Source organism: uncultured Roseibium sp. (assembly GCF_963675095.2).
In the GTDB taxonomy this organism is placed as follows: Bacteria; Pseudomonadota; Alphaproteobacteria; order Rhizobiales; family Stappiaceae; genus Roseibium.
In genome coordinates, this window is record NZ_CAXXSJ010000015.1 from 58,746 (window position 1) to 82,781 (window position 24,036).

At 60.5% G+C, this 24,036-nt stretch carries 23 protein-coding genes and 1 pseudogene; 1 reads left to right on the forward strand and 23 read right to left on the reverse strand.

Features of this window, described 5'->3' with window-relative positions:
* Nucleotides 1-4: 4 nt before the first annotated feature.
* From ABIN98_RS05965 to ABIN98_RS06065, 21 genes and pseudogenes are all read right to left on the reverse strand, one after another.
* Nucleotides 5-811 carry an alpha/beta hydrolase gene (locus tag ABIN98_RS05965; RefSeq protein ID WP_346908279.1) on the reverse strand — a complete coding sequence of 269 codons (807 nt, stop codon included), beginning with the start codon at nucleotides 809-811 and terminating at the stop codon, nucleotides 5-7.
* 203 nt (nucleotides 812-1,014) lie between these two features.
* Nucleotides 1,015-1,983, reverse strand: coding sequence for an amidohydrolase family protein (locus ABIN98_RS05970; protein ID WP_346908281.1), 969 nt, complete (start codon nucleotides 1,981-1,983; stop codon nucleotides 1,015-1,017).
* Nucleotides 1,984-1,995: 12 nt separating this feature from the next.
* Nucleotides 1,996-3,189 (reverse strand): M24 family metallopeptidase, encoded by a 1,194-nt coding sequence (locus ABIN98_RS05975; protein WP_346908283.1) that lies wholly within the window; start codon nucleotides 3,187-3,189, stop codon nucleotides 1,996-1,998.
* A gap of 15 nt (nucleotides 3,190-3,204) precedes the next feature.
* Nucleotides 3,205-4,158 (reverse strand): D-2-hydroxyacid dehydrogenase, encoded by a 954-nt coding sequence (locus tag ABIN98_RS05980; protein WP_346908285.1) that lies wholly within the window; start codon nucleotides 4,156-4,158, stop codon nucleotides 3,205-3,207.
* 12 nt (nucleotides 4,159-4,170) lie between these two features.
* Complete coding sequence (locus tag ABIN98_RS05985) at nucleotides 4,171-5,472, reverse strand: TRAP transporter large permease (RefSeq protein ID WP_346908287.1); 1,302 nt, start codon at nucleotides 5,470-5,472, stop codon at nucleotides 4,171-4,173.
* A 5-nt stretch (nucleotides 5,473-5,477) separates the two neighbouring features.
* Complete coding sequence (locus ABIN98_RS05990; RefSeq protein ID WP_346908289.1) at nucleotides 5,478-5,660, reverse strand: hypothetical protein; 183 nt, start codon at nucleotides 5,658-5,660, stop codon at nucleotides 5,478-5,480.
* A gap of 76 nt (nucleotides 5,661-5,736) precedes the next feature.
* Nucleotides 5,737-5,973, reverse strand: a pseudogene (locus ABIN98_RS05995) (hypothetical protein); the annotation flags it as partial.
* A 69-nt stretch (nucleotides 5,974-6,042) separates the two neighbouring features.
* Nucleotides 6,043-7,044 (reverse strand): TRAP transporter substrate-binding protein, encoded by a 1,002-nt coding sequence (locus ABIN98_RS06000; RefSeq protein WP_346908293.1) that lies wholly within the window; start codon nucleotides 7,042-7,044, stop codon nucleotides 6,043-6,045.
* A gap of 257 nt (nucleotides 7,045-7,301) precedes the next feature.
* Entirely contained in the window at nucleotides 7,302-8,078 is a 777-nt protein-coding gene (locus ABIN98_RS06005) for an IclR family transcriptional regulator (protein WP_346908295.1), read from the reverse strand.
* Nucleotides 8,079-8,166: 88 nt separating this feature from the next.
* On the reverse strand, nucleotides 8,167-9,102 hold the full coding sequence (locus tag ABIN98_RS06010) for a 3-keto-5-aminohexanoate cleavage protein (RefSeq protein WP_346908297.1): 936 nt from the start codon (nucleotides 9,100-9,102) through the stop codon (nucleotides 8,167-8,169).
* 10 nt (nucleotides 9,103-9,112) lie between these two features.
* On the reverse strand, nucleotides 9,113-10,132 hold the full coding sequence (locus ABIN98_RS06015) for a branched-chain amino acid ABC transporter permease (RefSeq protein WP_346908299.1): 1,020 nt from the start codon (nucleotides 10,130-10,132) through the stop codon (nucleotides 9,113-9,115).
* A complete protein-coding gene (locus ABIN98_RS06020) occupies nucleotides 10,129-10,995 on the reverse strand; it encodes a branched-chain amino acid ABC transporter permease (RefSeq protein WP_346908301.1) in 867 nt (288 codons plus the stop codon). Before ABIN98_RS06020 ends, ABIN98_RS06015 begins: the two co-directional genes overlap by 4 nt.
* A 7-nt stretch (nucleotides 10,996-11,002) precedes the next feature.
* The gene (locus tag ABIN98_RS06025; protein WP_346908303.1) at nucleotides 11,003-11,707 is read right to left on the reverse strand and encodes an ABC transporter ATP-binding protein; all 705 of its coding nucleotides are present in this window, start codon (nucleotides 11,705-11,707) and stop codon (nucleotides 11,003-11,005) included.
* Nucleotides 11,700-12,425: an ABC transporter ATP-binding protein gene (locus ABIN98_RS06030; protein ID WP_346908305.1), complete on the reverse strand. Its 726-nt coding sequence runs from the start codon at nucleotides 12,423-12,425 to the stop codon at nucleotides 11,700-11,702. The genes ABIN98_RS06025 and ABIN98_RS06030 overlap by 8 nt, the downstream gene beginning before the upstream one ends.
* Nucleotides 12,426-12,493: 68 nt before the next feature.
* The gene (locus tag ABIN98_RS06035; protein WP_346908307.1) at nucleotides 12,494-13,780 is read right to left on the reverse strand and encodes an ABC transporter substrate-binding protein; all 1,287 of its coding nucleotides are present in this window, start codon (nucleotides 13,778-13,780) and stop codon (nucleotides 12,494-12,496) included.
* A 41-nt stretch (nucleotides 13,781-13,821) separates the two neighbouring features.
* Entirely contained in the window at nucleotides 13,822-14,748 is a 927-nt protein-coding gene (locus tag ABIN98_RS06040) for a 3-hydroxyacyl-CoA dehydrogenase family protein (RefSeq protein WP_346908309.1), read from the reverse strand.
* A gap of 3 nt (nucleotides 14,749-14,751) precedes the next feature.
* Nucleotides 14,752-15,552, reverse strand: coding sequence for an SDR family oxidoreductase (locus tag ABIN98_RS06045; RefSeq protein ID WP_346908311.1), 801 nt, complete (start codon nucleotides 15,550-15,552; stop codon nucleotides 14,752-14,754).
* 3 nt (nucleotides 15,553-15,555) lie between these two features.
* Nucleotides 15,556-15,900 carry a cupin domain-containing protein gene (locus ABIN98_RS06050; RefSeq protein ID WP_346908313.1) on the reverse strand — a complete coding sequence of 115 codons (345 nt, stop codon included), beginning with the start codon at nucleotides 15,898-15,900 and terminating at the stop codon, nucleotides 15,556-15,558.
* 62 nt (nucleotides 15,901-15,962) lie between these two features.
* Entirely contained in the window at nucleotides 15,963-16,802 is an 840-nt protein-coding gene (locus ABIN98_RS06055) for a cyclase family protein (protein ID WP_209011951.1), read from the reverse strand.
* 411 nt (nucleotides 16,803-17,213) lie between these two features.
* Complete coding sequence (locus ABIN98_RS06060; RefSeq protein ID WP_346908315.1) at nucleotides 17,214-18,107, reverse strand: dioxygenase; 894 nt, start codon at nucleotides 18,105-18,107, stop codon at nucleotides 17,214-17,216.
* Between the two features lie 63 nt (nucleotides 18,108-18,170).
* On the reverse strand, nucleotides 18,171-20,477 hold the full coding sequence (locus ABIN98_RS06065) for a xanthine dehydrogenase family protein molybdopterin-binding subunit (RefSeq protein WP_346908317.1): 2,307 nt from the start codon (nucleotides 20,475-20,477) through the stop codon (nucleotides 18,171-18,173).
* Nucleotides 20,478-20,777: 300 nt separating this feature from the next.
* Here ABIN98_RS06065 and ABIN98_RS06070 point away from each other — a divergent pair, with 300 nt between their 5' ends.
* Nucleotides 20,778-21,737 carry a sugar ABC transporter substrate-binding protein gene (locus tag ABIN98_RS06070; protein WP_346908319.1) on the forward strand — a complete coding sequence of 320 codons (960 nt, stop codon included), beginning with the start codon at nucleotides 20,778-20,780 and terminating at the stop codon, nucleotides 21,735-21,737.
* A gap of 82 nt (nucleotides 21,738-21,819) precedes the next feature.
* Here ABIN98_RS06070 and ABIN98_RS06075 read toward each other — a convergent pair whose 3' ends face one another.
* Both ABIN98_RS06075 and ABIN98_RS06080 read right to left on the reverse strand, forming a co-directional pair.
* Nucleotides 21,820-22,785, reverse strand: coding sequence for an amidohydrolase family protein (locus ABIN98_RS06075; protein ID WP_346908321.1), 966 nt, complete (start codon nucleotides 22,783-22,785; stop codon nucleotides 21,820-21,822).
* 132 nt (nucleotides 22,786-22,917) lie between these two features.
* Nucleotides 22,918-23,952 (reverse strand): LacI family DNA-binding transcriptional regulator, encoded by a 1,035-nt coding sequence (locus ABIN98_RS06080; protein WP_346908322.1) that lies wholly within the window; start codon nucleotides 23,950-23,952, stop codon nucleotides 22,918-22,920.
* Nucleotides 23,953-24,036 lie beyond the last annotated feature (84 nt).

Sequence of the window (24,036 nt, forward strand, 5' to 3'; positions counted from 1 at the left end):
TCCCCTAATTTTCCATGCCGAGGCTTTGGTATTTGATGAATTCCAGCATGTCCGGCCCGAGCGTTTCGTCGCCGGTGCCGATGTGCTCGACAATGGAAATGTGATTGTGGCCGACTGCGGTGGACAGGACGGGGAGGTGTCCGTCCCGCTTGAACAGGGCCTGGATGAGCTGTGCGGTCTGGGACTGCACCAAAGGCATGTCGTACTGCGCAACCGCCACCATGACAGGCACGGTTCGGCCATCGAGCTTATTGATGTAGGACCGTTCCGCATGCGTGGACTTGTCGGTGCCGTAGTAGAGAGCATCGCGCTGCGGGTCGATTTCGTGATCGGTCAGGTTGGCCGTCGGCGGGGAAATCAGGATGACACCAATGAGGCCGTCATTTTCGATCTGGTAGTCTTCGTACAGGGCATAGGCGGCCACGTGTGCTGAGCCGGCGGAGTTTCCGGCAAGAACTACCTTGGCGGGATCGCCGCCGTGAATGGCCGCATTGTCCCGGACCCAGGTCATGACGTTCGCAACGTCTTCGGGGCCCGAAGGCCATTGGCTGTCGGGGGCGAAGCGGTAGTTGATCACGATCGCGACCACGCTGTGCTTTGCGAAATAGGCGCCGATATTGGCGGCACCGGCCTTGTCGCCGCGCACGAAGCCGCCGCCATGGGCGAAAATCATCACCGGCTGACTGCCGTTCGCATCCGCCGGCTTGTAGACATCGTGCACGTTTCGTTCTGCCGGGCCGTATTTCTGATCGGCCACTTTTTCGACGCCGTCGGTTTTCATCTGCGCGTGGAGGGGACCATAGATCTTCAATGGTCGCGCCGACGGTTTCCCGGGTCAGCTGGTTGCCGAGATCATGCAGGCTTTTGGCGATGTCCGGCGTTTCCGCGACCTGGGCCGATACGGCGTAGGTCGTTGCCAGTATAGCCACGGCGGCCAGAGGCGTGAGATAGCGTTTCATCTTGCGTTCCCTCCCATTTGCCCGGCGGAAGAAAGGCCCGCCGGCTCGTTGACGCTTACAGGCGCAGGAGCGCCTTTGCGTTTTCACGACAGACTTTCGCGCGCTCCTCATCGCTCAAGGGGGCCGTGTCGATCCACTTGCCGGCTTCCTCCGGCCGTTCGAACGGGTAGTCGACGGAGAACATCACCCGGTCGGCGCCCATGGCGTCGATGGCGCAGCGCAGCGGCTCGTCGGAACAGACGCCGGCGGTGGTGCACCAGATGTTGCGGTGGAAATAATCCGAGGGCTTCATCTCGAGCCGTTTGGTTCCCCGGTTGCTGATCTCCCAGCGGCTGTCGAAGCGCCAGAGCTGGTAGGGCAGTGTTTCGCCCATGTGGCCGAGGATCAGTTTGGCCTTGGGGAACCGGTCGAAGACACCGCCGAAGACGAGACGCAGGGCGTGGTTGCCGGTCTCCACCGTCCAGGACCAGACCGGCCCGAACAGTTCCGAGTGACCGTGGTACATGTAGGGCACGTCCGGCGGATTGTAGGGGTGGATGTAGACCGGCGCTCCCAGGTCGGATGCCCGTTCCCAGAAGACGTAAAAGCGGTCGTCGTCGAGATAGGCGCCGTTGGTCTGGCCGTTGATCATCACGCCGGAAAACCCGAGGTCCCTGACCGAGCGTTCCAGTTCGTCTGCGGCGGCCTTCGGGTCCTGCATCGCCAGATGGGCGAAACCGCCGTAGCGGGTCGGGTTCTTCGCGATTTCGGTGGCCAGGAAATCGTTGCATTCGCGTGCCTTGCGGACCGCCGTCGCGGTATCGGTTTCGGCCTGGACGCCTGGGCCGGACAGGGACAGGACGGCCTTTTCGACACCGATGCTGTCCATGTTGGCAATCCGCATCTCGCCGAAATCCTGCAAGGCGTTCAATGCCTTGCCGAAAAGTTCCGGACTGATGTTGATCGACGTCTTGTTGAAATAGTCGATGAAACCGGGCGCCATGAAATGTTCTTCCAGCGCGATCTTGGCAACAGGGTTCGTCACGGAACGTTTCCTCTAGTCGATTTCGAAGATTTTCTTTTCGGTCTTGTGCAGGCAGGCACCCGGACCGTCCGGGCCGATCATGTAGTTGTCGCAGATCACCGCGAAGACGGTGCCGTCGTCGTAACCGGGGTGAACCGCAAGGCACATGTTTTCCGCAAGGACCATGGTTTCGTCGTGCCGGATCAGCGGGCGCTCGACCATGTCCACTCCCTGGCCGTGGGCATAAAGCCTACGTTCAACCGGCAGACCACGTGCCGCCATCCAGTCGTCGTGCTTTGCCGCGACTTCGGCGGCCGGGACGCCCGGTTTCAGCAGGGAGAGGTTGTAGTCCTGGGATTCCTTGACGGTGGCAAAGGCGTCCTTCAATGCCTGTGTCGCTTTGCCCAGCACCATCGTACGGGCAATTTCGACATACATGCCGCCGGGGCCGTTGACCTCGATCAGCATGGAAAAATGCTCGCCCTTCTGGATGGTTCGACCCTGCAACTGCCTGGGCGCGAAGCGCGACGCCGAACCGAGCGGGGCGGACGTGCCTAGGAAAATGCCTTGGTCGCTGCCGAGCCGATGGGCTTCGGCCTGGGCAAAGCTGGCGAGATCGATGTCGCTTAGGCCGGGTTTGATGTAGCCGCAGACGGCGGCAAAGACCTTGTCCTGCAGGTCCGCGACCTGTTGGATAAGGGCGATTTCCTCCGGGCTCTTGATCGCCTTGATCGTGTCGACAAGGTCGGTCGCGTCGGTGACTTCGACCCCGGTGCCAAGTTGGTCCTTGAGTGCGGAAACGATCGCGTGGGGCAGGGCGCCCGGGGTCAGGAGGCCGATTTTCTTCGGGCCGGTCCGCTTCAGCTCCTCCACGAGCAGATCCGCGTCATAGGTATTTGTGTAACCGATGGAGACGAAGGACGGGGTGTTGACCAGTCTGCCGACGCCGCGATGGAGCGGATCTTCGCTCTTCAGGTCGCGGCAAGTGTCGAACGGGCCCATTTCGATCACGGTCATCGGCTTGTCGGCGTAGAACACGACGGTGCGCGGATAGCCGTTGGTCGCCGGAATATCGGTGAACCATCGGGCATAACCGCCGACCCAGTCGCTGGTGTTCTGCATGACCAGCGCATCGATGCCGTCCGCGCGCATCGCGGCGCGCACCGCCTGCCAGCGGCGTTCAAGTTCCGCGGTCGAGGTCTGGGATCGGTTGACCGGTCCTGTCATTTGGGAAAGCTCCTGCTAGCTGGGACGTTCGATGACGTTCTTGAGGGCGGCGGCTCCGCCCTTCACGTAGGCATTCAGATTATCGGCGACGATTGGCTGGGCCTGCTGGGCGTAGCAGTCGGACATGCCGCCGATATGTGGGGTGATGATGAGATTGGGTGCTGACCAGAGCGGGCTCGTCTCCGGCAAGGGTTCCGTATTGAAAACGTCGAGCCCGGCGCCTGCGATCTCGCCGCTGTTCAGGGCGGTGGTCACCGCGTCCTGATCGACACAGCCGCCGCGGGCAATGTTGATCAGATAGGCGCTCTGCTTCATGGCCTTGAGCACGTCGGCTTTGATGATGTGATGGGTTTCAGGGCCATAGGGCACGATGACGACAACGAAATCCGCCTCGGCCGCGGCCTCCTTGATCTGGCTGCGTTTGAAAATGCGGGCGAAGCCTTCGACCGCGGACCGTCCGTCGGATACGCCTGTAACCCGTAACCCGAATGGATTGCAGCGCGCCGCCAGTGCCTCGGCGATCACCCCGAGGCCGACGATGCAGACCGTCTTGCCCTGCAGGAGCGGCTGCGGCCATTGTTTCCACGTTGAGGTTTCCTGGTTGGCGAGCATGGCGGGAAACTGCCGCGCCAGCGACAGCATCATCAGGACCGCGAGTTCGGACATCTGGGGGCCGTGCATTCCGCGGGTGTTGGTGATGACCACATCCGTCGAGAGCTCCGGCATGTGGAGCAGATGGTCGACGCCGGTGGTGAGCGCCTGAACCCATTTGAGCTTCGGCATGGCCTGGATCATTTCGACAGGGATGAATGGCGCGAGTCCGCACAGGATTTCCGCATCTGCGGCAACCTTCAGCGCGTCTTCGACGGTGACGGCGGGCAGGAAACCGTAGCCCGGGCACTGCTGGGCAAGCGTTTCGCTGTACCATTGCGCATCAGGGTCGAAAATCAGGACTTGTGTATCGGCCATGGATTGCCTCGGTCAGTAGAGGGCTGCGGGCAGCCAGAGCGCCAGCCCCGGCAGCAGGAACAGCAGCAGGATGAGGAAGATCGGCGCGATCAGAAAGGGCGCTATGCCGGAATAAAGCGCCTTCAGGCTGACTTCGGGCGCCTGAGCCTGAATGATGAACAGGTTCATGCCGACCGGCGGTGTGATCAGGCCGAGCTCGACGACGATGACCACCAGCACGCCGAACCAGACCGGGTCGTAGCCGTAGCTCATGATGACCGGCAGGAACACCGGCACGGTGATCAGCACCATGCCGATCCCTTCCAGGAAACAGCCAAGGATGATGTAGAGGATGATGATCAGGGCCATGATCATCAGCGGGCCGAGCCCGACTGCCTGGGCCGCATCGATCAAAAGGTTCGGCAGCCGGGTTTGCACCACGAAGTTGGCAAACATGGATGCACCGATGATGATCATGAATAGCACCGCGCTGGTGATGGTCGCGGTGCGCAGGGCCCGGATCAGGTGCTCGACGGTTAACCGGCGGCTGATAATACCGATGACGATGGCGGCGAAGGTCCCGACGCCGGCGGCTTCGTTCGGGCTGAAGATCCCGCTGTAGATACCGCCGATGGTGACGATGAACAGCAGATAAAACTGCCACGGTTCAATCAGCGCTTTCAACCGCTCGCCGAAGGACACCTGATCGGCCGCTGGAACCTGACCGGAAACCCGATGGGCAACAAACAGGGCGATCGCCGCATAAAGAACCAGGAGGACGATACCGGGGATCATGGAAGCGGCGAAGAGCTTCGGGATCGACTGTTCGGCAATCGCGCCGTAGATGATCAGGATGATCGAAGGCGGGATCAGGATACCCAGCGTGCCGCCTGCGGCGACAGACCCGGCGGAATAGGCATCAGCATAGCCCGCCTTGCGCATTTCCGGCATGGCGATCCGGGTCATGGTTGCCGCGGTTGCGACCGACGAGCCGCATATGGCGCCGAAAGCCCCGGAGGCGCAGATCGTTGCGACCGACAACCCGCCGCGCAGTCCCGACATGATCACCCTGGCCGCGGAGAAAAGCTCCGACGAGAGCCGCGAAGAGGTCGCGATTTCCCCCATCAAAACGAACAGGGGGACGACCGAAAGTCCGTATTTGGACGCCATGTCGAATGTGGTCGATCCGGCCATGAACTGGGCGACCTGGACGTTCGACAGGGCCGTGTTTCCGGCGATACCGCAGATGGCCAGGGCAAGCCAGACCGGGGTTCGCAAAAACAGGAGGACGAACATGATCGCGATGAACAGCAGTCCGACAACCGATGCGCTCATCTCGATCACCCCCTGTTCGCCTGTCGGGCGGACAATACGCCGAACAGGTTCAGGATCGACACAACAACGCCGCCCGCCATGCCGCCAAGCGCGATGACCCAGACGATCCAGACCGGCAGGTTCAGCTCCAGTTTCATGTCGCCGTAGAGGTAGGCTTGCCTTGCGGGGTCGACCATGGACAGGAACATGAAGCCCAGGATAAGGGGCCGACAGGAGGCTGGAAAAGCGGCGGAGAAATTCTACGAGGCCGGAAGGTGCGAAATGATCGATCAGGTCGATCACGATTTCATGCCGGCCGGCAATTACGGCCGGCATGCCGTAGAAGACACTGATGACAAGCAGGATCTCAACGCCGTCATAGGCGCCGGTCAGCGGCTTGTTGATGGCAAAGCGCAGGCCCACGTCCGCCACGATGACCAGCATCATGAGGAACAGGGCGGTCATGGCTATCGCGAGCAGCGCACGCAGTATCGCATCCGAAATACGGTTCAATCCGGACATTGCATCCACATCATCTGTTGCCGATAGAAAAAGCGGGAAGCCGAATACCGGCTTCCCGTTGCGCTGAGCCTACTTTGTGTAGGCGTCGTAGAATGCGCGTCCGGGCTTGCCGGATTCCTCGACAGCACTGATCGAAGCATCGATCATGGGGGTCACGATTTCGGTCAGTTTTTTCACCTGGCCGTCGTCGAGGGTGACGATGTCAATGCCGTGATCGACCGCATACTGACGGCCCTTGGCTTCGCCTTCATCCCACATGGCACCGAAAGCGGCAGCGCGGGCCGGGCCCGTCGTTTCCATGATGAGTTTCTGGAACTTCTCAGGAAGCGCGTTGAAGGAATTCTCGTTCATGACCACGGCGAAGGTTGCCGATGCCATGCCCGGTTCCAGGGAGTATTTCACCACCTGGCCCAGATCGAAGGCCATCACGGCTTCGAAGGGGAAGGTTGCGCCGTCGATGACGCCTTTTGCCATTGCTTCGGAGACTTCGCCCGGCGGCACTGGCATTGGGGAAGCGCCCAGGCTTTCGATCATCTGCTGGAAGACCTTGCCGGCATAGCGGATGCGCAGACCCTTGAGGTCATCGAGTGTTTCCGGCTTCTTGTCCGCGAGATTGACCTTCAACGGCGGGGTGACAGCCATCCAGAGAATTTTGGTGCCCGGATGCTCGGCTGCCAGATATTCCGGAGCCAGTTCGGTCAATCGTTTGGACGAGACTGCGCTGGCAGATCCTTCCGAAGGATAGGAAAGGGGCATGGCAGCCAATCCAGTCACGGGAAAACGGCCCGGCGTGGCGGCATGAAGCACGACGGAAATGTCGGCGGCACCCGAGGACGCCAGGTCATACTGGCGCGGAGCCGGTCCAAGCTGACCGGCCGGGAACAGATTGATGGTGAGTTCGCCTCCGGACTTTTCCGCAAGCTCTTCGCCCCATTGGGTCAGCATGCGGTTGAAGGCGTGTTTCGGCGGTAGAAATGTGGATGTTTTCAGGGTTTCTGCAGAAGCGGATGCGAACGAGGCGACGCCGACAGCGAGCGCAATGCCTACCTTGCAGATAAGGGCATGTTTCATGTTTTTTCCTCCCACTGTGCCGTTCATCAGGTACGATTGTTTTTATTGGAAACCTGATTTGCGATACAGATGTACCGTATCGTAGAACTCTTGAGATTGTCAATTTGTTTTGGCGGTAATAGCCGGAAAAAAGCGTGCTGTTACCTAGGTTTTATCGGGCTACGCGAACATGCACCAACCCGCTCACGCGTTCGATGAGAACGCCTGTCATAAGCCGGCTAATAAATGGTCGGAAGCTCGGATTTCGAATTGATAAATCAGGTTCTGCCGATGACTTCGAGGCGGGCAAGCTGATCGAGCGTCTTAAGCAGCTGCCCCACCAGCTTGGTTTCGGTCAGATTGAAACGCGAACTGGGGGTCGGGATCGACACCGCGTAGATTTCACCCTGGCGATCGCCGAAGGCCGCGCCGACCGCGGAAATGCCGTCCGTATGCTGATCGCGGTCGAAAGCAATCCGGTTGCTGCGGATGTCGTCGATTTCGGCGAGGAAGGCGGCCAGTTTCTTTGGGTCTTCCGTAATTTCGGGTGCTTCGCTTGCCATGAGTTTCATGATCCGGCCCTCGTCCATCAGCGCCAGACAGGCCTTGCCGTTGGCGGTGTCGAAGAGGGGGAAGCTTTCACCGACGAAGGATACCGTGCGCAGACGATGGGTTCCCGGAATCTGATCGATGAAAATCAGGCGTTTTCCGCGCAGGACGGCGAGGTCGACGGTTTCGCCGGTGGCCTTGGCAAGTTCCACCAAATAGGGACGGAGGATCTCACCCATGTCGATGCGCGCGGATTCCGCAAGAGACGTGATTTCGGGACCGAGGCGGATACCGCGACCGGGGCTGGCTGCGATCACCAGATGTTCGGCCTGTAGCGCGCCGACGATCCGTTGGACCGTCGACCGTGGCAGTCCGACACGTTCTGCGATCTGCCCGAGGCTGAGGCCGTCGTTTTCGTTTCTCAGGCTGCGCATGATCGCGACCGCACGCGCAATGACCTGCACGCCGGATCTGGAATCGTCAGTCTCTTTTCTTGGACCAGCCATCGTCATCACTTCTTTATCATTCTTGTACCGATCTCCTTAGCATGCCCGCCTGTTTTGCCAAATGTTCTTGGTGGCGGGCATCTTGAGGCTAGAAGGCGGTCTTGTCGCCGCCTTTCAGATCGAGGATCTCTCGGGCTTCATTTGGTGTTGCCACTTCGCAGCCTAGCTCCTCGACGATCCGGCGGATCTTTTTCACCTGCTGGGCATTGCTCTCGGCGAGCTTGCCGCGGCTGATGAACAGGCTGTCCTCCAGCCCGACGCGGACGTTGCCACCCATCTGGCTGGCCGTCGTGGCCATGGGGATCTGGGCCGCACCTGCAGCCAGGATCGACCAGCGGTAGTCGTCGCCGAAGAGCTTGTCCGCCGTCTGTTTCATGAACAGCAGGTTGTCGATATCGGCGCCGATGCCGCCCAGAATACCCATGACGAACTGGATGAAGATCGGTGCCTTGAAGAGGCCGATATCCATGCAGAACTTGAGATTGTAGAGGTGACCGACATCGTAGCATTCGTGCTCGAACTTGATGCCGTGCGGCGCCAGTGTTGTCGCCGCCTCCTCGATGTCTCTGAAGGTGTTGCGGAAGATGTTCCCGTCGGAATTGGCGACATAGTCCTTTTCCCAATCGAACTTCCAGGTGTCGTAGCGCTTGGCGAGGGGATGAAACGAGAAGTTCATCGATCCCATGTTCATGGAGCACATTTCGGCGCTGAAGGTTGCCGCGGGTTTGATGCGGTCCTGGATGGACAGGGTCAGCGAGCCGCCGGTGGAAATGTTCACCACGGCATCGGTTGCCTGCTTGATCCGCCCGAGGAAGGGCTTGAAATCCTCCGGATCGACGGATGGGGCGCCGGTTTCGTTGTTACGGGCATGCAGATGGAGGATCGACGCGCCGGCCTCGGCCGCTTCGACGGCCTGCTGCGCGATGTCGTCGAAAGTGTAGGGCAGGGCGTCCGACATGGTCGGGGTGTGGATCGCGCCGGTCACTGCGCATGTGATGATGGTCTTCTGACGCTTGCTTGCCATGTCGGCCGTCCTAATTTTCTGAGGGTTTCACCACCCGCCTTGCCAGCGGGAAAATTTCAATGCCGACCTTGGCTCTCACCATGCCCCAAAGGCCTTTCGGGGCTCGCAGCATGACGACGATTGCGACAAGTCCGAGGACCAGGAGATAGATCGTGCCAAGGTCGGCAAGGGTTTCGCGCAGGGCGAAAAAGATAAGAGTTCCGATGATCGGTCCTTCGAGGGTGCCGATTCCGCCGATCACCACGATGAAGATCACGAAGGCGGTCCAGTCGTTGACGGAAAAGGCCGCGTCCGGTGATATCCGCAACTTTGCCAAGAAGATCAGTGCACCGGTCGCGGAGGTCAGCGCGGCCGTGACGATGTAGACGACGAGTTTCGTTTTCCAGATATCGATCCCGAGGCTTTTGGCGGCCAGTTCGTTGTCGCGGATTGCGGTCAGAGCCAGACCCTGGCGGGACCGGAGGAACAGGAACGCCACCGCGATGACCAGGACGGCAATTCCTAGGGCCAGCCAGTAGCTGGTGGCTTCCCGGGCCGAACGGTTGGCCGCAATGGACTTGACCACATCGATCGGCAGGCTTGTTCCGGACCCGCCGCCGAGATCGCTGACCTGCGCGAAGACCAGACGGAAAACCTCGGCAATGACCCAGGTGCCGATGGCGAAATAGGCGCCGCGAAGCCGGAAGATAAGGATGGCGACGGGTAGGGCGACGGCTGCCCCCAGAACGCCGGCGATCGGAATGGCCAGAATAGGCGAAACGCCGACGAACATGGTGAAGGCGAACAGCATGTAGCCGCCGAAGCCGACGAAGGCCTGCTGGCCGACCGAAACGAGGCCCGCGTAGCCGGCCAGAAGGTTCCAGAGGCTTGCAAGCGACAGATAAAGGAAAATTTCGCTCATGAGACGAAGGTCGGCACGGCCCGCCCACCAGGGCGCGGCTGCCAGGAACAGGCAGAGCGCGAGGCCTGCTATGGCTGCGGTCCGGCTGACGGGTGTGGACCGGGAGATTGTGTAGGTGGCAGCACTCATCCGTCGATCCTCGGAAACAGGCCACGGGGGCGGACCGCGAGTACCACGAGAAAAGCCAGGTGACCGGCCAGCAGCTGCCAGCCCGGATTGATCTGTGCGCCGATATTCTGGCTGACACCAAGGATGATGCCGCCGGCAAGGGTGCCCCACAGATTGCCGAGGCCGCCGATGATCACCGCTTCAAAACCGAAGATGAGCCGCCCGGGGCCGATCGAGGGGTCGAAACTGGTGCGGATTCCGAGGAACAGACCGGCAATGCCGACGACAGCCAGGGACAGCGCCATCGCAAGGCCGAAGACATGAGCCTTGTTTAGCCCCATGAGCTGGGCGATGTCCTGATTGTCCGACGTGGCGCGGAAGGCGCGACCGAGTGCGGATCGGTAGAACAGCCACTGCAGGCCGGCGATGGTGGCGATGGAAACGGCAAACATCAGCAGCGGCAGCCAGCCGATATTCAGATTGCCGCCAAGGTGCATGCTGGCGGTCTCCAGCGCGCCGGCATTCATTTTCTGCGGGTCGGCACTGTAGATTTCGAGCAAGCCGTTCTGCAGGATCACCGACAGGCCGAAGGTCACCAGCAGCGGCGGCAGGATATCGTCGCCCAGGGTATGGTTGAGGACGCCGCGCTGCAGGGCATAGCCGATGAGACCCATGACCGGAACAACGATAATGAGCGCTGCGAGCGGATGCAGGCCGACGGTGGTGGCGACGGTCAGTCCCAGATAGGCGGCGAGTACGATGAAATCGCCATGGGCAATGTTGACAAGGCGCATGACGCCGAAAATCAGCGAAAGGCCGGCGGCGAAAAGCGCGTAGAGGCCGCCGAGCAGCACGCCTTGAACGATTGAGTTTATCCAGTCCATGGTTCCCTCAGATCCCGAAATAGGCGGCGCTGATGGCTTCGCGGGTGACGGCGGCAGCCTGGCCTTCCAGGGCGATGCGACCTTCCTGCAGGCAGTAGATTCGGTCCGAAACGGACAGGGCCTTGGCGATGTCCTGTTCGACGATGATCGCGCTCGTCCCGTCGCCGATGATGGACGGCAGGATCTCGTAAATCTGTTTGACGATGATCGGCGCCAGTCCGAGGCTGATTTCGTCAAACAGCAGAATGTCAGGGTTCGACATCAGGGCGCGGCCGATGGCAACCATCTGCTGCTGACCGCCGGAAAGGGCGGTGGAGGGGACCTTGCGCCGTTCCTCCAGGATCGGGAAGAGCTTGAAGATCTTCTCCAAGTTCCAGGGGCCTTTCCGGCCGGCCTGGCCGCCGATGATCAGGTTTTCCTCGACCGAGAGAGAGGGAAACAGCTGGCGGCCCTCAGGGACCATGGCGATGCCGAGATGGGCGATCTGGTCTGCGCGCAGGTGGCCGATTTTTTGGCCTTTCCAGCAAACCATTTCCGGGTCATTGGATAAAAGTCCGGTGATCGACCGCATCAGGGTCGACTTGCCGGCGCCATTGGCACCGATGACCGCAACGACTTCCCCGGTATCCACGCGAAGCGAAATGCCGAAAAGCGCCTGAAAGTCGCCATAGAAAGCGGTGAGGTCATTAACGGTCAGGAACGGGTCAGCCATCCGCATCGACCCCCATGTAGATCTCTCGAACTTCCTGCATCGCCATCGTCTCGGCAGGGTCGCCGTCAGCGATTTTCCGGCCGAAATCGATCACGATTAGCCGGTCGACCACCGAGAGCAGCGCATGGACGATGTGTTCGATCCAGATGATGGAAACACCTTCCTTGCGGACATCGTTGATGGTGTCGACGAGTTCCCGGCATTCGTGCTCGGTCAATCCGCCGGCGATTTCGTCAAGCAGGAGCAGCTTCGGCCGGGCGCACAGAGCGCGGGCCAGTTCGAGACGTTTGCGGCCGAGAAGGGTCAGGCTGCCCGCCGGGGCATTGGCTCTGTCGATGAGGCCGGTTTTTTCCAATACTTCGAGGCAATGCCGGTTTGCTTTTGAAATGCTGTCGCGGGCGCCATGGGTGGCGGCGACCATCAGGTTCTCGAACACGGTCATGCCGGAAAACGGCTGCGGGATCTGGAACGAGCGGGCGATGCCGGCGCGGCAGCGGTCGGCAGCCGACATGTTCGTGATCGGTTTGCCACAGAAATGGAGCGATCCACTGTTGGGCGCGAGCGTGCCGGTGATCAGGTTGAACATGGACGTCTTGCCGGCGCCGTTCGGTCCGATGACACCGAGCGCTTCGCCTTCTGCAAGGCGGTAGCTCAGCTCATCGGCCACAACGACGGCGCCGAATGCCTTGGTCACGTTTTGCAATTCAAGGAGTGACAAGATGGAAACCCTGGACAGCTGATTGGACCGGGCGGTCGTTTGATCCGACCGCCCGGCAAGCGGTGTTATTACGACAGCAGCTTGAACTCGCCTGTGGTCGGGATTTCCGGCGCATTCTTGTTGGCCGTGACCACCAGTTCGAACTTGTCGCCCTGCTTCTGCCATTGGCCGGCGACAAGCGGCGTCTTGGTGACGTTCTTGACCGGTCCGACGGCCCAGTTCACGGGGCCGACGACGGTCGTCAGGTTCGTTGTGCGGATGGCTTCCAGGATCGACTGCGGGTCGTCCAGGTCCGCCGAACGCCGGATGACGTCGGCGGTGACTTCGAACAGCGCGTGTTTGAAGCCGATCGGCTGGGTCCAGGGGCGGTTGGTCGCCTTCATGTAACCGTTGGCGAGGTCCGCGGAGCTTTCGCCGGTCAGCGAGGACGGGAACGGGTGGTTCGGTGTCCACCAGATTTCCGAGCTCAGGCCATCACCGCGATCGCCGAGGGATTCAATCACCGACGGGAACAGCAGCGCCTTTCCGATGGTGACGACCTTGGGGTGGAAGCCCTGTTGCGCCGCCTGGGACCAGAAGTTGGCGAAATCCGGCGGGATCATGTTGCCGGTGACGATTTCGCAGCCGGCTTCCTTGAAGGCGGAGATCTGCGAGGTGAAATCGTCGGACAGCGGCTGGTAGCGACCCGGATCAGTCAGGGTGTAACCGGCGTCTGCCAATGCGGGCGGCAGGCCGAGTTTCGGATCGCCCCAGGCATTGCCGTCGGCATCGTTCGGGAACAAGCCGGCTATCTTCTTTTCGGCGCCGCTCGATCCCCAAAGGTCGAGGAAGGCGGCTATCACGTCTTCCAGGCCCCAGAAGAAGTGGTAGGTGTATTCGAAGCCCTTGGCCGGATCCCCGTTGCGGCCGAAGAAATAGGGCTGCCACGGGCAGTTGGTGGTGATGCAGGGGACTTCATTGACTTCCGCCTGATCGGCGACCGGGTTGGTGGTATCCGGCGTCGAGTCTCCGACGATAATATCCACCTCTTCGCCGAGGATCAGTTCCGCCGCCACTTCCGCGGCCCGGTTCGGGTTGGATTGCGAGTCCTTGGTGATGATTTCGACCGTATAGGTCTTGCCGTTGTTCTCGAGGCCGGCATTGAACAGTTTCTGGATCTGCGCGATCACATATTCATCCGCCTCGCCGAACCCGGCCAGCGGGCCGGTCTTAGGGCTGACGTGGCCGACCTTGATGACCGGATTGGCCGCATAGGCACGAGTCCGGTACAGGATTGCCGGAGCGGCAAGGCCGACGGCGGCGCCTGCCAGCAGGTTTCTGCGTGAAATTTGCTTCTTGCTATCGAACAGCGTCATCGTTTTTCCTCCCAGAAGATGCGCCGGTCCGTGAAGGACCGCTAGTCGTCGATAATCGTCTCAAGCCTCCTCAGATGCACAGCGACCCGGCGGCGGATTTCATCCGCTTCTTCCGGCTTCCAGCGGCGAAATCCTTCGCCGGATTTCATTCCCAGTTTTCCCTCATCCACGAGCTTGCGCAGGTAGGGGGACGGTTCGCCCCGATCGTCCAAATCGAAGAGAACATTCTCGTGAATATCAAGGGTCAGGTCCGTGCCAACCAGGTCCGCATTTTCCAGCGGACCGAGGACGGCCAGACGTCGGCCGAAGCTGGATTTGACCACCGTGTCGACGGCTTCGGCCGAGCAGATACCCTTTTCCACCAGGTTGACCGCTTCGCGCCATAAGGCGTGCTGAAGCCTGTTGCCGATGAAGCCGGGAACGTCCTTTTCCACCTTCACCGGCGTCTTGCCGACCGCCGCCAGCAGATCATAGACGGCTTGAAACGTGTCGTCTGATGTCCATTCGGTGCGGATGACTTCAACCAGCGGGATCATGTGCGGCGGGTTCCACCAGTGGGTCCCGACCGCGCGGGTCTTGTCTTCCAGATCCTGCATGATGGTGGTGATCGGGATGACGGAGGTGTTTGAGGCGAACAGGCAGGATTTGGGCGCTGCCTGTTCGACGTCCCTGAAGAGCTGACGCTTCAGGTCCGGTTTTTCCGGTGCAGCCTCAAAGACCACCTCCGCGTCGCCGACGCTTGTTGCGAGGTCGGAAACCGCCGTGATGCGTTCAAGCGCCGCTTCCGCCTCGTCCGTGCCACAGCCAAGGGCTTCGAGACTTGCCCGGACACGGTCGTGCAAAGTGGCTAGGCCTTCGGGGAACGGGTCATAGACCCGGACGTCGTGGCCGGCGCGGGCAAAGGTCAGGGCAATACCGTGACCCATGAGGCCCGCGCCGAGGACAGTGATGTTGCTCAGGTCCGCCATGGGTTAGCCTGCCGTGTAGCCGCCGTCGGCGTAGAGGATGTGGCCGGTGTAGAAGTCCGATGCCTTCGAGGCCAGGAACAGCAGGGGGCCAGCGAGATCCTCCGGTTCGCCGAGACGTCCTTTCGGAACACGGGTCAGGAAGCCGTTGCGGACCGTCTTCGCCTCGTCGGTGTCCTCGAACATCCAGGCGGTCAAGGGCGAGCGGAACACGGTCGGAGCGATGGCATTGACGGTGATGCCTGTCGGACCGAGTTCGCAACCCAGCGCCTTGGTGATCCCGTCCACGGCGGCTTTCGAGGCGCAGTAGGCGGTATAGCCTGCCGGATGCCCCAAAAGCCCGCGCGCGGAGGAAACCAGAACGATCTTGCCGCCGTCGCCCTGGGCCTTCATCTGCGCGGTCGCGGCACGCGCGAGCATCCAGGACTGAGTGACATTGGCATCCATCACCCCGGTAAAGGTTTCAACTGGCATTTCGTCGATCTTGGCGACCTTGTTCATGCCCGACGCCACGACCAGGATGTCCAGCCGTCCGAAGGTGTTGACGCTCTCGTCAACCATCGCCTTGCAGGCGCTTTCGGTATCGGGCCGTGAATTGAGTTCCAGAACGTCCGCGCCAAGGTCTTTGCATTCGTCTGCAATCGCCTTGAGCGCGTCCGAATTTCCGGCCGCGAGCGCGATCTTGCAGCCGGCACCGGCCAGGGTTCTGGCGGCGACCATGCCGAAGGCTCCGGAGGCGCCGGTGATCAGCGCAACCTTGCCTGCGACTTCGAACATGGACAGAGGGTTTTTCCAGGTATCGGTCATGGGTCAGGCCTTCGGCGGGTAGGGGATGACGACAAGCATGGTGCAGGCGTGATTGGAGCGGTTCTCGATCTTGCGAACCTCTCCCGGTGCAATGGTGCAGCTGTCGTATTTGCCCAATACCGTCTCGGACCCGTCGATGATGACGGTCATCTCGCCTTCGAGGACGACATAGATCTTTTCGAAGGGGGTGGAGTCCGGGCCGGCGCCGCCGCCGGGCAGAAATTGGCTGAGGCCGACCCATTGATTGGTGGGGCCGCCTTCCTCGAAACCCTGCAGGCGCAGGCCGACCACATCCCAGTGGTTCGGCGCGTCATAGGGCTGAGCATCCTGAAAACGTTTTACGTGCATGCGTGATCCTCCCAAATGCTGCATGCATGGCCGCCGCCGGAGCAGCGGCCATCAATACCGGCTTAGAAGGATTCTCCCGCCTCGATGCGGTAGTTCTGACCCTTGTCGATCATCGCCACCAGGCGGATGATACAGCCGTCGCCGCGGTCCCAGTTCCACGGGAAGAAGGCGAAGGTGCAGCGCTTGCCGGTCACGGCATCGAGATCACCGCCGACGTTCTCAATACCGAGAATGCCGTTGGAGAAGAGCGTGTTATGGACAGGCTCCCATTCCGGGAAGGCCTCATCCCAGGCGATGCCGCCGGACCATTCCTTGTATTCTTCGGCCAGATGCGGCAGCAACGGACCATTGCGGTGCGGGCCGATGGCGGTCGCGAGCGGGTGGTCGTTCGCCTGCGTGTCGTGGCCGACGACCTTGATGCCCTTTTCGACCATCCAGTCGGCAGCCGAGGGAACAAGGCCGGGGCAATAGGGGAAATAGTCGCCGTCTTCGTAGACCTTGTGCCAGCCGGTGTTGATGATCAGCACATCGTTCTTGCGGATGGCGTGGCCGCAGGCCTTTTCCAGGTCGTCAGCAGTGATCTGCTCCCATTTCTTTTTCGGGATCGAGACGACCAGGCCGGACCCGAAGAAATGCGGCAGGGGCACTTCATCGATGAACGGGGTGCCCTGGACCACGTGGGCCGGCGCGTCGATGTGGGTCGTGACATGCATGGTGGTGGTGATGGTCTGGGACAGCACGCCCGACTTTGCCATGTAATGCATGCGCTCGATCTGGACATCCCGGAAATAGGGCCAGTTCGGGCACTGAAACCCATAACGATGGCTGAGGTTGTAGAACTCCAGCCCCATGTCGTTATTGGTGTTTTCCTGAAAATCGATACCCCGGATCGTGATTGTCATTTTTTATCCTCCCAATCGCATCGTTCGGATGCGCTTCCTTATCTTGAAATTTGATACACATGTATTGCTATGCAGTCAATACGTACCGCACTGCGGTTTTGATGTGACCTGTTTGTCGTGGGTGTGCCCAAGAAATGCGGTAGGGAATTTGCGTTAGCGAAATGCGACTGGTTAGGGTTTCGAGCTAAAAATGGACAGCGGAGGTTATGCGCCGGCCCAACAGGACAGGTTCTACAATGATCCGACAAAGCGATTTCTGAAGCGGGTAATAGGCTGGCGCCAATTTGCTGCGTAAGCGCCAAGCTTCCTTTTCAGGAAGCGAAACGGCTTCGAAGGCCTCGGTAGAGGTATTAAGCCTTCAGGCTTTGCGGTCCGACCCTGAAGCCGATGATCGGATCGCCAGGGCAACCCTCACTTGATCGGGGGTTGGGGCAGCCTTGCTTCGCCAGGCTCCATGACCAGCGTGTGATCGAGGGAATACCAGGGACCGGTCAGTTCCGAGATTACGGGGTGCGGCTCGTCATGGCGGACGAAATGTCCGGTGGTCGCCCTTGTCACGCCGAACTGCACGTCGCTTTCCAGCCTTGGATCGTCGTCGGCGTAGATCTGGGTGATCAGCGTCTTGAAGCCCTCCTTGAAGGCCAGTGCATGGACATGAGCCGGGCGATAGGGATGGCGGTTCTGGGCGGTAAGCAGCCGTCCGACGAGGCCATCGGTCGGGATCGGATAACCGGCGGGCCGGATCGAGCGGAACCGGATCTCGCCCCTCTCGTCCGTGGTGAACTTGCCGCGCAGGTTCATGTCCGTCTGATCCGGATCCTGGTTTTCATAAAGACCGACCGGCGAGGAATGCCAGATATCCACCTCGGCGCCCTCGATCGGTGATCCGGTCTGATCGGTGACGGTGAAGGTCACGATCATCGGCTCGCCCGGCGTATCGGACCGGACAATGGAGGCATCGTTTTCTGTTTTAGGGGAATTCAGCCGCCAGAACGGGCCAAGCAGGTTCTGCGTCGTCTCGGTCGCGCCGTTGTTGCCGTTGTTGAGCAGGCAGACGAGAGCTGAAACGCCGAGAGAGCCGGACATTAGCACCGCCTCGTTGTGGGTGTCGGTGGTCAGCTTGCCGATCTCGTTGACGATTGCGGTCGCCTTGCGGAACTCGTCCTCGGTCAGCCGGACGTCCCGGATGAAGCCGTGCAGATGGGTGATCAGCGAGACCATGATTTCGCGCAGGCGCGGATCGTTGGTCTGCTCCATTACCTTCAGCACGGCCTCGGTGACCTGCTCCTGGCGTTCTATCGTCATGCCTTCCTCCCAGACGACCGCTGCTCCCGACAACGGATCAGGCACATCCTATCAGGATGCGCTTTATGAGGAAGCCTCGGTGATGGCGCTCCAGACCTTGTGAGGTGTCGCCGGCAGGGAGATATCCTCCACGCCGACCGGTGCCAACGCGTCCAGAATCGCCGAGATGATGGCCGGCGTTGCCCCAACCGTGCCGGCTTCGCCCGCGCCCTTGACGCCGAGCGGGTTGGTGTCGGTCGGTGTGCTCAAGGTGGAGAAATTGATCGGCGGCATGTCGGTTGCCCGCGGCATGGCGTAGTCCATGAAGCTACCGCTGGTGAGCTGGCCCGTCTCGTCATAGACCACGTCTTCCATCAGGGCCTGGCCCAGACCTTGTGCGATACCGCCGACCATCTGGCCTTCGAGCAGCATGGGGTTGATGACCGTGCCGACGTCATCGACGGAGACGATCTGCAGCACGTCGATCTCGCCGGTTTCCGGATCGACTTCCACTTCCGCGACCTGGCAGCCGTTCGGGAAGGTGAAGCCCTGCAGCAGGAAGTCGCCTTCTCCGGAAAGACCGATGCCGAGGTCCGGCGGCAGGATTGGCAGGAACGACATGGCCGCCACCTTCTGGATCGGCATCTTCTTGTCGGTTCCGGCAACCGACAATTCGCCGGCTTCGAACACGACATCGTCGGCGCTTGCTTCCAGGAGATGACCGGCAATGGCGCGCGCCTTGTCGATGACCTTGTCGGCCGCGATCTTGAGCGAGCCGCCACCGTTGATCATGGACCGGGAGGCAACGGTGCCGCGGCCGAAGGAAACTGCGTCGGTATCGCCCTGGAGGACCCGGATGCTGTCAAACGGCACGCCGAGCCAGTCGGACACCATCTGGGCATAGACTGTCTCGTGACCCTGGCCATGGGAGAAGGTTCCGGCAAGCACCGTCACGCTGCCGCCCGGATCGAAGCGGATCTCCATGGATTCATTGACCAGCCCGGCGTTTTCCATGTGAAGCGCAATGCCGACGCCCCGCAGCTTGCCGTTTTTGGTTGACGCCGCCTTGCGCTGGTCCATGGAAGCCCAGTCGCTGACTTCCAGCGCCTTGTCGACCACGGCGCCGTAGTTGCCGGTATCGATCTTGTAGAGCAGCGGCGTCTGATAGGGCATCTGCTCCGGCGTCAGCATGTTCAGCTTCCGGATCTCGATCCGGTTACGGCCGGTTTCCCGGGCCGCCTTGTCCATGAGCCGTTCGATGAGATAGGAGGCCTCCGGCCGGCCGGCGCCGCGATAGGGCTGGGTCGGGGAGGTGTTGGTGTAGATCGCGCGGGACAGGGCATAGGCGACGGGGACATGGTAGCAGCCGGTTGCAAGTGTCGCCGCGAACATGGCGGACACGCCGCCGCCCGTGGCCAGAAAGGCGCCTGCATTGTAGTCGCTAGAAACACGCAACGCGGTAATCTTGCCGTTTGCATCCAGGGCCAGTTCGGCTTCGACCATCTGGTCGCGGCCGTGGTAATCGGCCAGCAGGGATTCGGAGCGATCGGCCTGCCAGCAGACGGTGCGGTGCAGCTTCTTTGCCGCCCATGCTACCAGCACATCTTCCGGATAGACCGCGCCCTTCATGCCGAAGCCGCCACCGACATCCTTTGCAAGGACACGGACCTGGGTCTGGGCAAGACCGAGCACGCCTGCGATTTCGGCGCGGACGGAATGCGGTGACTGGGTCGATGTCTGGACGGTGACGCGGGCCTCGCGGGCATCGTAGCTGCAGGTTGTTCCGCGCGGCTCGAGGGCATTGGCCGAGAGCCGGTTGTTGTGGAGCGTGAGGCGGGTGACATGGGCCGCGGCGGCAATAGCGGCCTTCGTCGTTGCTTCATCGCCCAGCGCGATATGGAAGGCTACGTTGTCCGGAGCGTTTTCCCAGATGGCAGGTGCGCCGTCGGCGAGGGCTGAGGGGGTGTCGGTGACCACCGGCAGTTCATCGTAGTCGACTTCGACCAACTCGGCGGCATCCTGGGCAAGGACCCGGCTGTCGGCAATGACGACGGCAACGGCCATTCCGGCATAAAGAACCCGGTCCTTGGCAAGGGCCGGGAACGGGGCTGTTTTTACGTTCTGATGGACGCCGGGAAAGATCGTGTGGCAGGAGATCCCGCCGATGCCGTCCGCTACATAATCTGCGCCAGTCAGAACCGCATGGACACCTGGCGCGGCCTTGGCGGCTTCGATGTCGATGGAGCGGATATCGGCATGGGCGAGTGGTGAACGTACCACATAGGCATGGAGCTTGGAGGCATCCTTGATGTCATCGACATAAAGCCCCTGTCCGGTCAGAAAACGCTGATCTTCCTTACGCGTAACCGATTGACCGATGCCGTATTTCATTCACCCCTCCCAAATGTATACACGCGGGAGAGTAATCGACGGTGGCCGCAGGTCAATCGGTTCGCACGAGGAATTTCGATTTTTGAACCGCAGCTGTGTCGAGCCGGCTTATAAGGCTGTCTTATGGAGCCTTCGGTATTTGATATTTTTCCTTTGATCTCCGTCCACCTAAGGTCGTTTGCGTAAAAAGCCGTGATGGCGCCATTTGGCCAGTCGCGGCACGTAGACCGTGATCTCCGTAAAAAGAGGCAACCTGCCGGCAAAGGCAGTAGCGCGGTCACAAGTGGAGGAAAGAAAAACATGAGAAAGATACTTGCGACCGCGGCAATTGTCGCGGCGGGGAGCTTCCTATTGCCTGGTGCGGCGTTTGCCGACGGTCCACTTATCGCGGTCTTTACCAAGAACAATACCAATCCTGCTTATGCCGCAGCACGCCGGGGCGTTGACCTTGTCGCCAAGGAAGAAGGGGCCCGCACGATGCATTTCGTGCCAGAGAAGCCGGACAATGTGGAACAGCAGAAGTCGTTGGTCGTCGAGGCGCTGGAGCAAAAGCCGGACCTGGTCATCTTCGTTCCGGTCGACGACAAGGCGATGGTGGAGGATGCGAAGAAATTCACCGATGCCGGTATTCCGGTCGTCTCTTTCGTCAACCGGCTGCAGGGGACATTCGTGACCCATGTTGGGTCTGACGATCATGCCGTCGGCTACAACGGCGCCAAGGCGCTGTTCGAAGGCATGGACGGCAAGGGGAAGGTGCTGGCGATCGAAGGCAATCCGGCCGCTCCGACCAGTCGAAACCGCGTTGCCGGGATGAAAGATGCCGCTGCAGAATTTCCGGGGATCGAAGTCCTGGGTGTCGTCACCGGAATGTATCAGAAGCCGGCGGCCTATGAGGTCACAGTTGCCGCGTTGAAGGAGCATCCTGAGATCGATGGCATCTGGGCTGCCAATGACGTCATGGTCTATGGCGCATTCGATGCTCTCAACGAGGCCGGACGAAGCGCCAAACTCGTCGGCGCGAACGGTCTGGACGGGGCAATCCGCATGATCGAGGACGGGACGATGCTCGCCACGGTCGAATTCAGCGCATTCAAGATCGCATGCACGGCGGCACGGGCCGGGTTGAAACATCTGAAAGGCGAAACCGTACCGGCTGACATTACCGTGCCGTCGGTCTTGATCGACAAGACCAACCTGGCGCCCTGGAAAGTGCCGCTTGAAGAACGGAATTGCCCGAGCTGGGAAGAAATTGTCCATTGAGGCCACACTCGGGTAGTGCGGAGTGGCCCATCGCCACTCCGCATATTTGCTGTTTGAGACTATCGGTCTCCAAGATCTGCATTCAGAGGCGGAGAAGCTTTTTTGCGTTTCCGCTGAAGATCGCGCTTTTCACTCCGTCCTCGATCGGGCAATTACGCAGCCAGGTTACGCCGTCCGTATTGGAGACATAGGGCCAGTCGACAGCAAACAGGATGTGATCGGTTCCCATCGCTTCCAGGCAGCATTGAAGGGCTGCGTCAGAAAAGAATCCGCTCGTCGTAATATGGAAATTGTTGCGGAAGACGTCCGCGAAGGACGAGGAGGCGTTTTCCGGCCGGGACAGCGCTTCATCGATCCTCGGCAACAGGAACGGGATCGCCTCGCCGAGATGGCCGAGAATGATCTTCAGATCCGGATATTTATCGAATACACCGCTGAGGATCAGGCGAACCGCTTGAGTGCCCGTTTCCACGCCAAAGCCCCAGGCCGCCTTTACCAGGGCCGGGTGGCTTTCATCGTATGGGGCGTAGTAGCTGGCGGTAACCGACTTGTCCGGCAGGGCGGGGTGCAGATAGATCGGCACGTCGAGCGCGGCCGCCCTTTCGTAGATCGGCCAGAAATCCTCCGCATCGGTAAACCTGCCGCGGCTCAATCCGTGGATCATGGCTCCCTTCAGGCCGAGTTCCTCCACCGAGCGGGCTAGTTCGTCCGCAGCCGCTTGTGGCAGCATGGTCGGGATCATGGCAAAGCCGGCGAACCGGTCCGGAGCTTCGCGGATCACGGCGGCGAGTGCATCGTTGACTGACCTGCAGGCTTCGATAGCGACATCGTCGGACAACCGCTGGCTTCCGGGCGACTGGTGCGACAGGACCTGCATATCGATGCCGGCCGCATCCATCTCCTCGATCCGTATGCCGGCAAAGTCGTAAAGACGATCTCTGATGTTGGATGGCGGATTGGCTGCTGGTCCCAGGTAGTCTGCAAGAGTGGGATGCATGAAATGCTCTTCCAGCGCGACAATTCCCGGGCCGTTCTTTTCGGCGCTCATACACAGACCTCCCACCGGCTTATGGCCTACACAGACACGGCCCCTCAGACCGCATTCCGAGATCCGTTATAATGCAAACGATTGCGTATTTTTCAATGACTTTTCGAACGCTATTGTTATTTTTGACATTCGTCAGGACCGGGGTGGCTTGATGCGTTTCACGCTGCCGCGCTCGATCAGCTTGACCGGCAGGATCGTTGTTCTGGGGATGGTTGCTTCCGGCTCGGTCATCATCTTGATGAGCAGTTCCGCACTCATGCGGCCGGCATCGAATTGCTGGATCCGGATCGTGGTCAAACCTGGCGGAATGAGATCCAGGAACGGGATGTCATTGTAACCCGTGACCGACACATCGTCCGGACAGGACAGGCCATGGCGGTTGATCTCGTCGATGGCGCCGAGCGCAAGGCGGTCATTCGCGCAGAGGATTGCGGTGAATTTCCAGCCGGATTCCAGGAGGTCCCGGGTACAACGGCGGCCTTCGTCTTCGTCAAAGTGGGACGAAATCGCGATCGCATTTTCCGGCAGTTTTAAACCGAGTTCCTGAACGGTCGTCTTGAAGGCTTCCAACCGGCTGCGGCCGGTGGACAGGGTCTGCGGCCCGGCGATGTGCGCGATCCGTCGATGACCGGCGTTGTAGAGATAGTGGAGCATTTCCGAGATGCCGCCGGGATCGTCGTTGATAACGGCAGGAATCTGCGAATTTTCGATCTGCCGGTTGACGGTGACCATCGGCATGCCCTGGCGGCTGACGGCCACCATCCTCGGGTCGGAGCGATAGGGGGCGGCGTGAATGATGCCGTCGACGCCTCTTTGCAGCAGGACGTCGACGAGCTTTCCTTCACGCTCCGGATCGCCATCCGTATTGACGATGATGGAGGCATAGCCCTTGGGCTCCAGAATGCTTTCAACGCCGCGGACGATGGGCGGAAACAGGGTATTCGCGATATCGGGCAACATCAGACCGACCGTCATCGTTCGTCTGGTGCGCAGGCCGGAAGCAAGTCGGTTCGGGCGGTATCCCAGGCGTTCCGCAGTGGTTCTGATCCGTTCGACGACTTCGGTCGTGAGGGATGTGCGGGCATTCGGATCCAGAGCCCTTGAAACAGTCGATACGTGCACGCCGGTTTCGCGTGCGATGTCTTTTAATGTTACCGGCTTGGTCATCGTTTCCTTGGGCAGGGCGGACTTGGCTCAACTTTCCTCAAAATCTAGCGGGTCTTATTAAATTTCGCAATCGTTTGCGAAAAG

Bases quoted from the DNA above. Each gene is read 5' to 3' on its own strand.
- ABIN98_RS05975 (WP_346908283.1), bottom strand. From the start codon at position 3,189: ATGACAGGACCGGTCAACCGATCCCAGACCTCGACCGCGGAACTTGAA.
- ABIN98_RS05980 (WP_346908285.1), bottom strand. From the start codon at position 4,158: ATGGCCGATACACAAGTCCTGATTTTCGACCCTGATGCGCAATGGTAC.
- ABIN98_RS05985 (WP_346908287.1), bottom strand. From the start codon at position 5,472: ATGAGCGCATCGGTTGTCGGACTGCTGTTCATCGCGATCATGTTCGTC.
- ABIN98_RS05990 (WP_346908289.1), bottom strand. From the start codon at position 5,660: ATGTTCCTGTCCATGGTCGACCCCGCAAGGCAAGCCTACCTCTACGGC.
- ABIN98_RS06000 (WP_346908293.1), bottom strand. From the start codon at position 7,044: ATGAAACATGCCCTTATCTGCAAGGTAGGCATTGCGCTCGCTGTCGGC.
- ABIN98_RS06005 (WP_346908295.1), bottom strand. From the start codon at position 8,078: ATGGCTGGTCCAAGAAAAGAGACTGACGATTCCAGATCCGGCGTGCAG.
- ABIN98_RS06010 (WP_346908297.1), bottom strand. From the start codon at position 9,102: ATGGCAAGCAAGCGTCAGAAGACCATCATCACATGCGCAGTGACCGGC.
- ABIN98_RS06015 (WP_346908299.1), bottom strand. From the start codon at position 10,132: ATGAGTGCTGCCACCTACACAATCTCCCGGTCCACACCCGTCAGCCGG.
- ABIN98_RS06020 (WP_346908301.1), bottom strand. From the start codon at position 10,995: ATGGACTGGATAAACTCAATCGTTCAAGGCGTGCTGCTCGGCGGCCTC.
- ABIN98_RS06025 (WP_346908303.1), bottom strand. From the start codon at position 11,707: ATGGCTGACCCGTTCCTGACCGTTAATGACCTCACCGCTTTCTATGGC.
- ABIN98_RS06035 (WP_346908307.1), bottom strand. From the start codon at position 13,780: ATGACGCTGTTCGATAGCAAGAAGCAAATTTCACGCAGAAACCTGCTG.
- ABIN98_RS06040 (WP_346908309.1), bottom strand. From the start codon at position 14,748: ATGGCGGACCTGAGCAACATCACTGTCCTCGGCGCGGGCCTCATGGGT.
- ABIN98_RS06045 (WP_346908311.1), bottom strand. From the start codon at position 15,552: ATGACCGATACCTGGAAAAACCCTCTGTCCATGTTCGAAGTCGCAGGC.
- ABIN98_RS06050 (WP_346908313.1), bottom strand. From the start codon at position 15,900: ATGCACGTAAAACGTTTTCAGGATGCTCAGCCCTATGACGCGCCGAAC.
- ABIN98_RS06055 (WP_209011951.1), bottom strand. From the start codon at position 16,802: ATGACAATCACGATCCGGGGTATCGATTTTCAGGAAAACACCAATAAC.
- ABIN98_RS06060 (WP_346908315.1), bottom strand. From the start codon at position 18,107: ATGACGATAGAACGCCAGGAGCAGGTCACCGAGGCCGTGCTGAAGGTA.
- ABIN98_RS06065 (WP_346908317.1), bottom strand. From the start codon at position 20,477: ATGAAATACGGCATCGGTCAATCGGTTACGCGTAAGGAAGATCAGCGT.
- ABIN98_RS06070 (WP_346908319.1), top strand. From the start codon at position 20,778: ATGAGAAAGATACTTGCGACCGCGGCAATTGTCGCGGCGGGGAGCTTC.
- ABIN98_RS06075 (WP_346908321.1), bottom strand. From the start codon at position 22,785: ATGAGCGCCGAAAAGAACGGCCCGGGAATTGTCGCGCTGGAAGAGCAT.
- ABIN98_RS06080 (WP_346908322.1), bottom strand. From the start codon at position 23,952: ATGACCAAGCCGGTAACATTAAAAGACATCGCACGCGAAACCGGCGTG.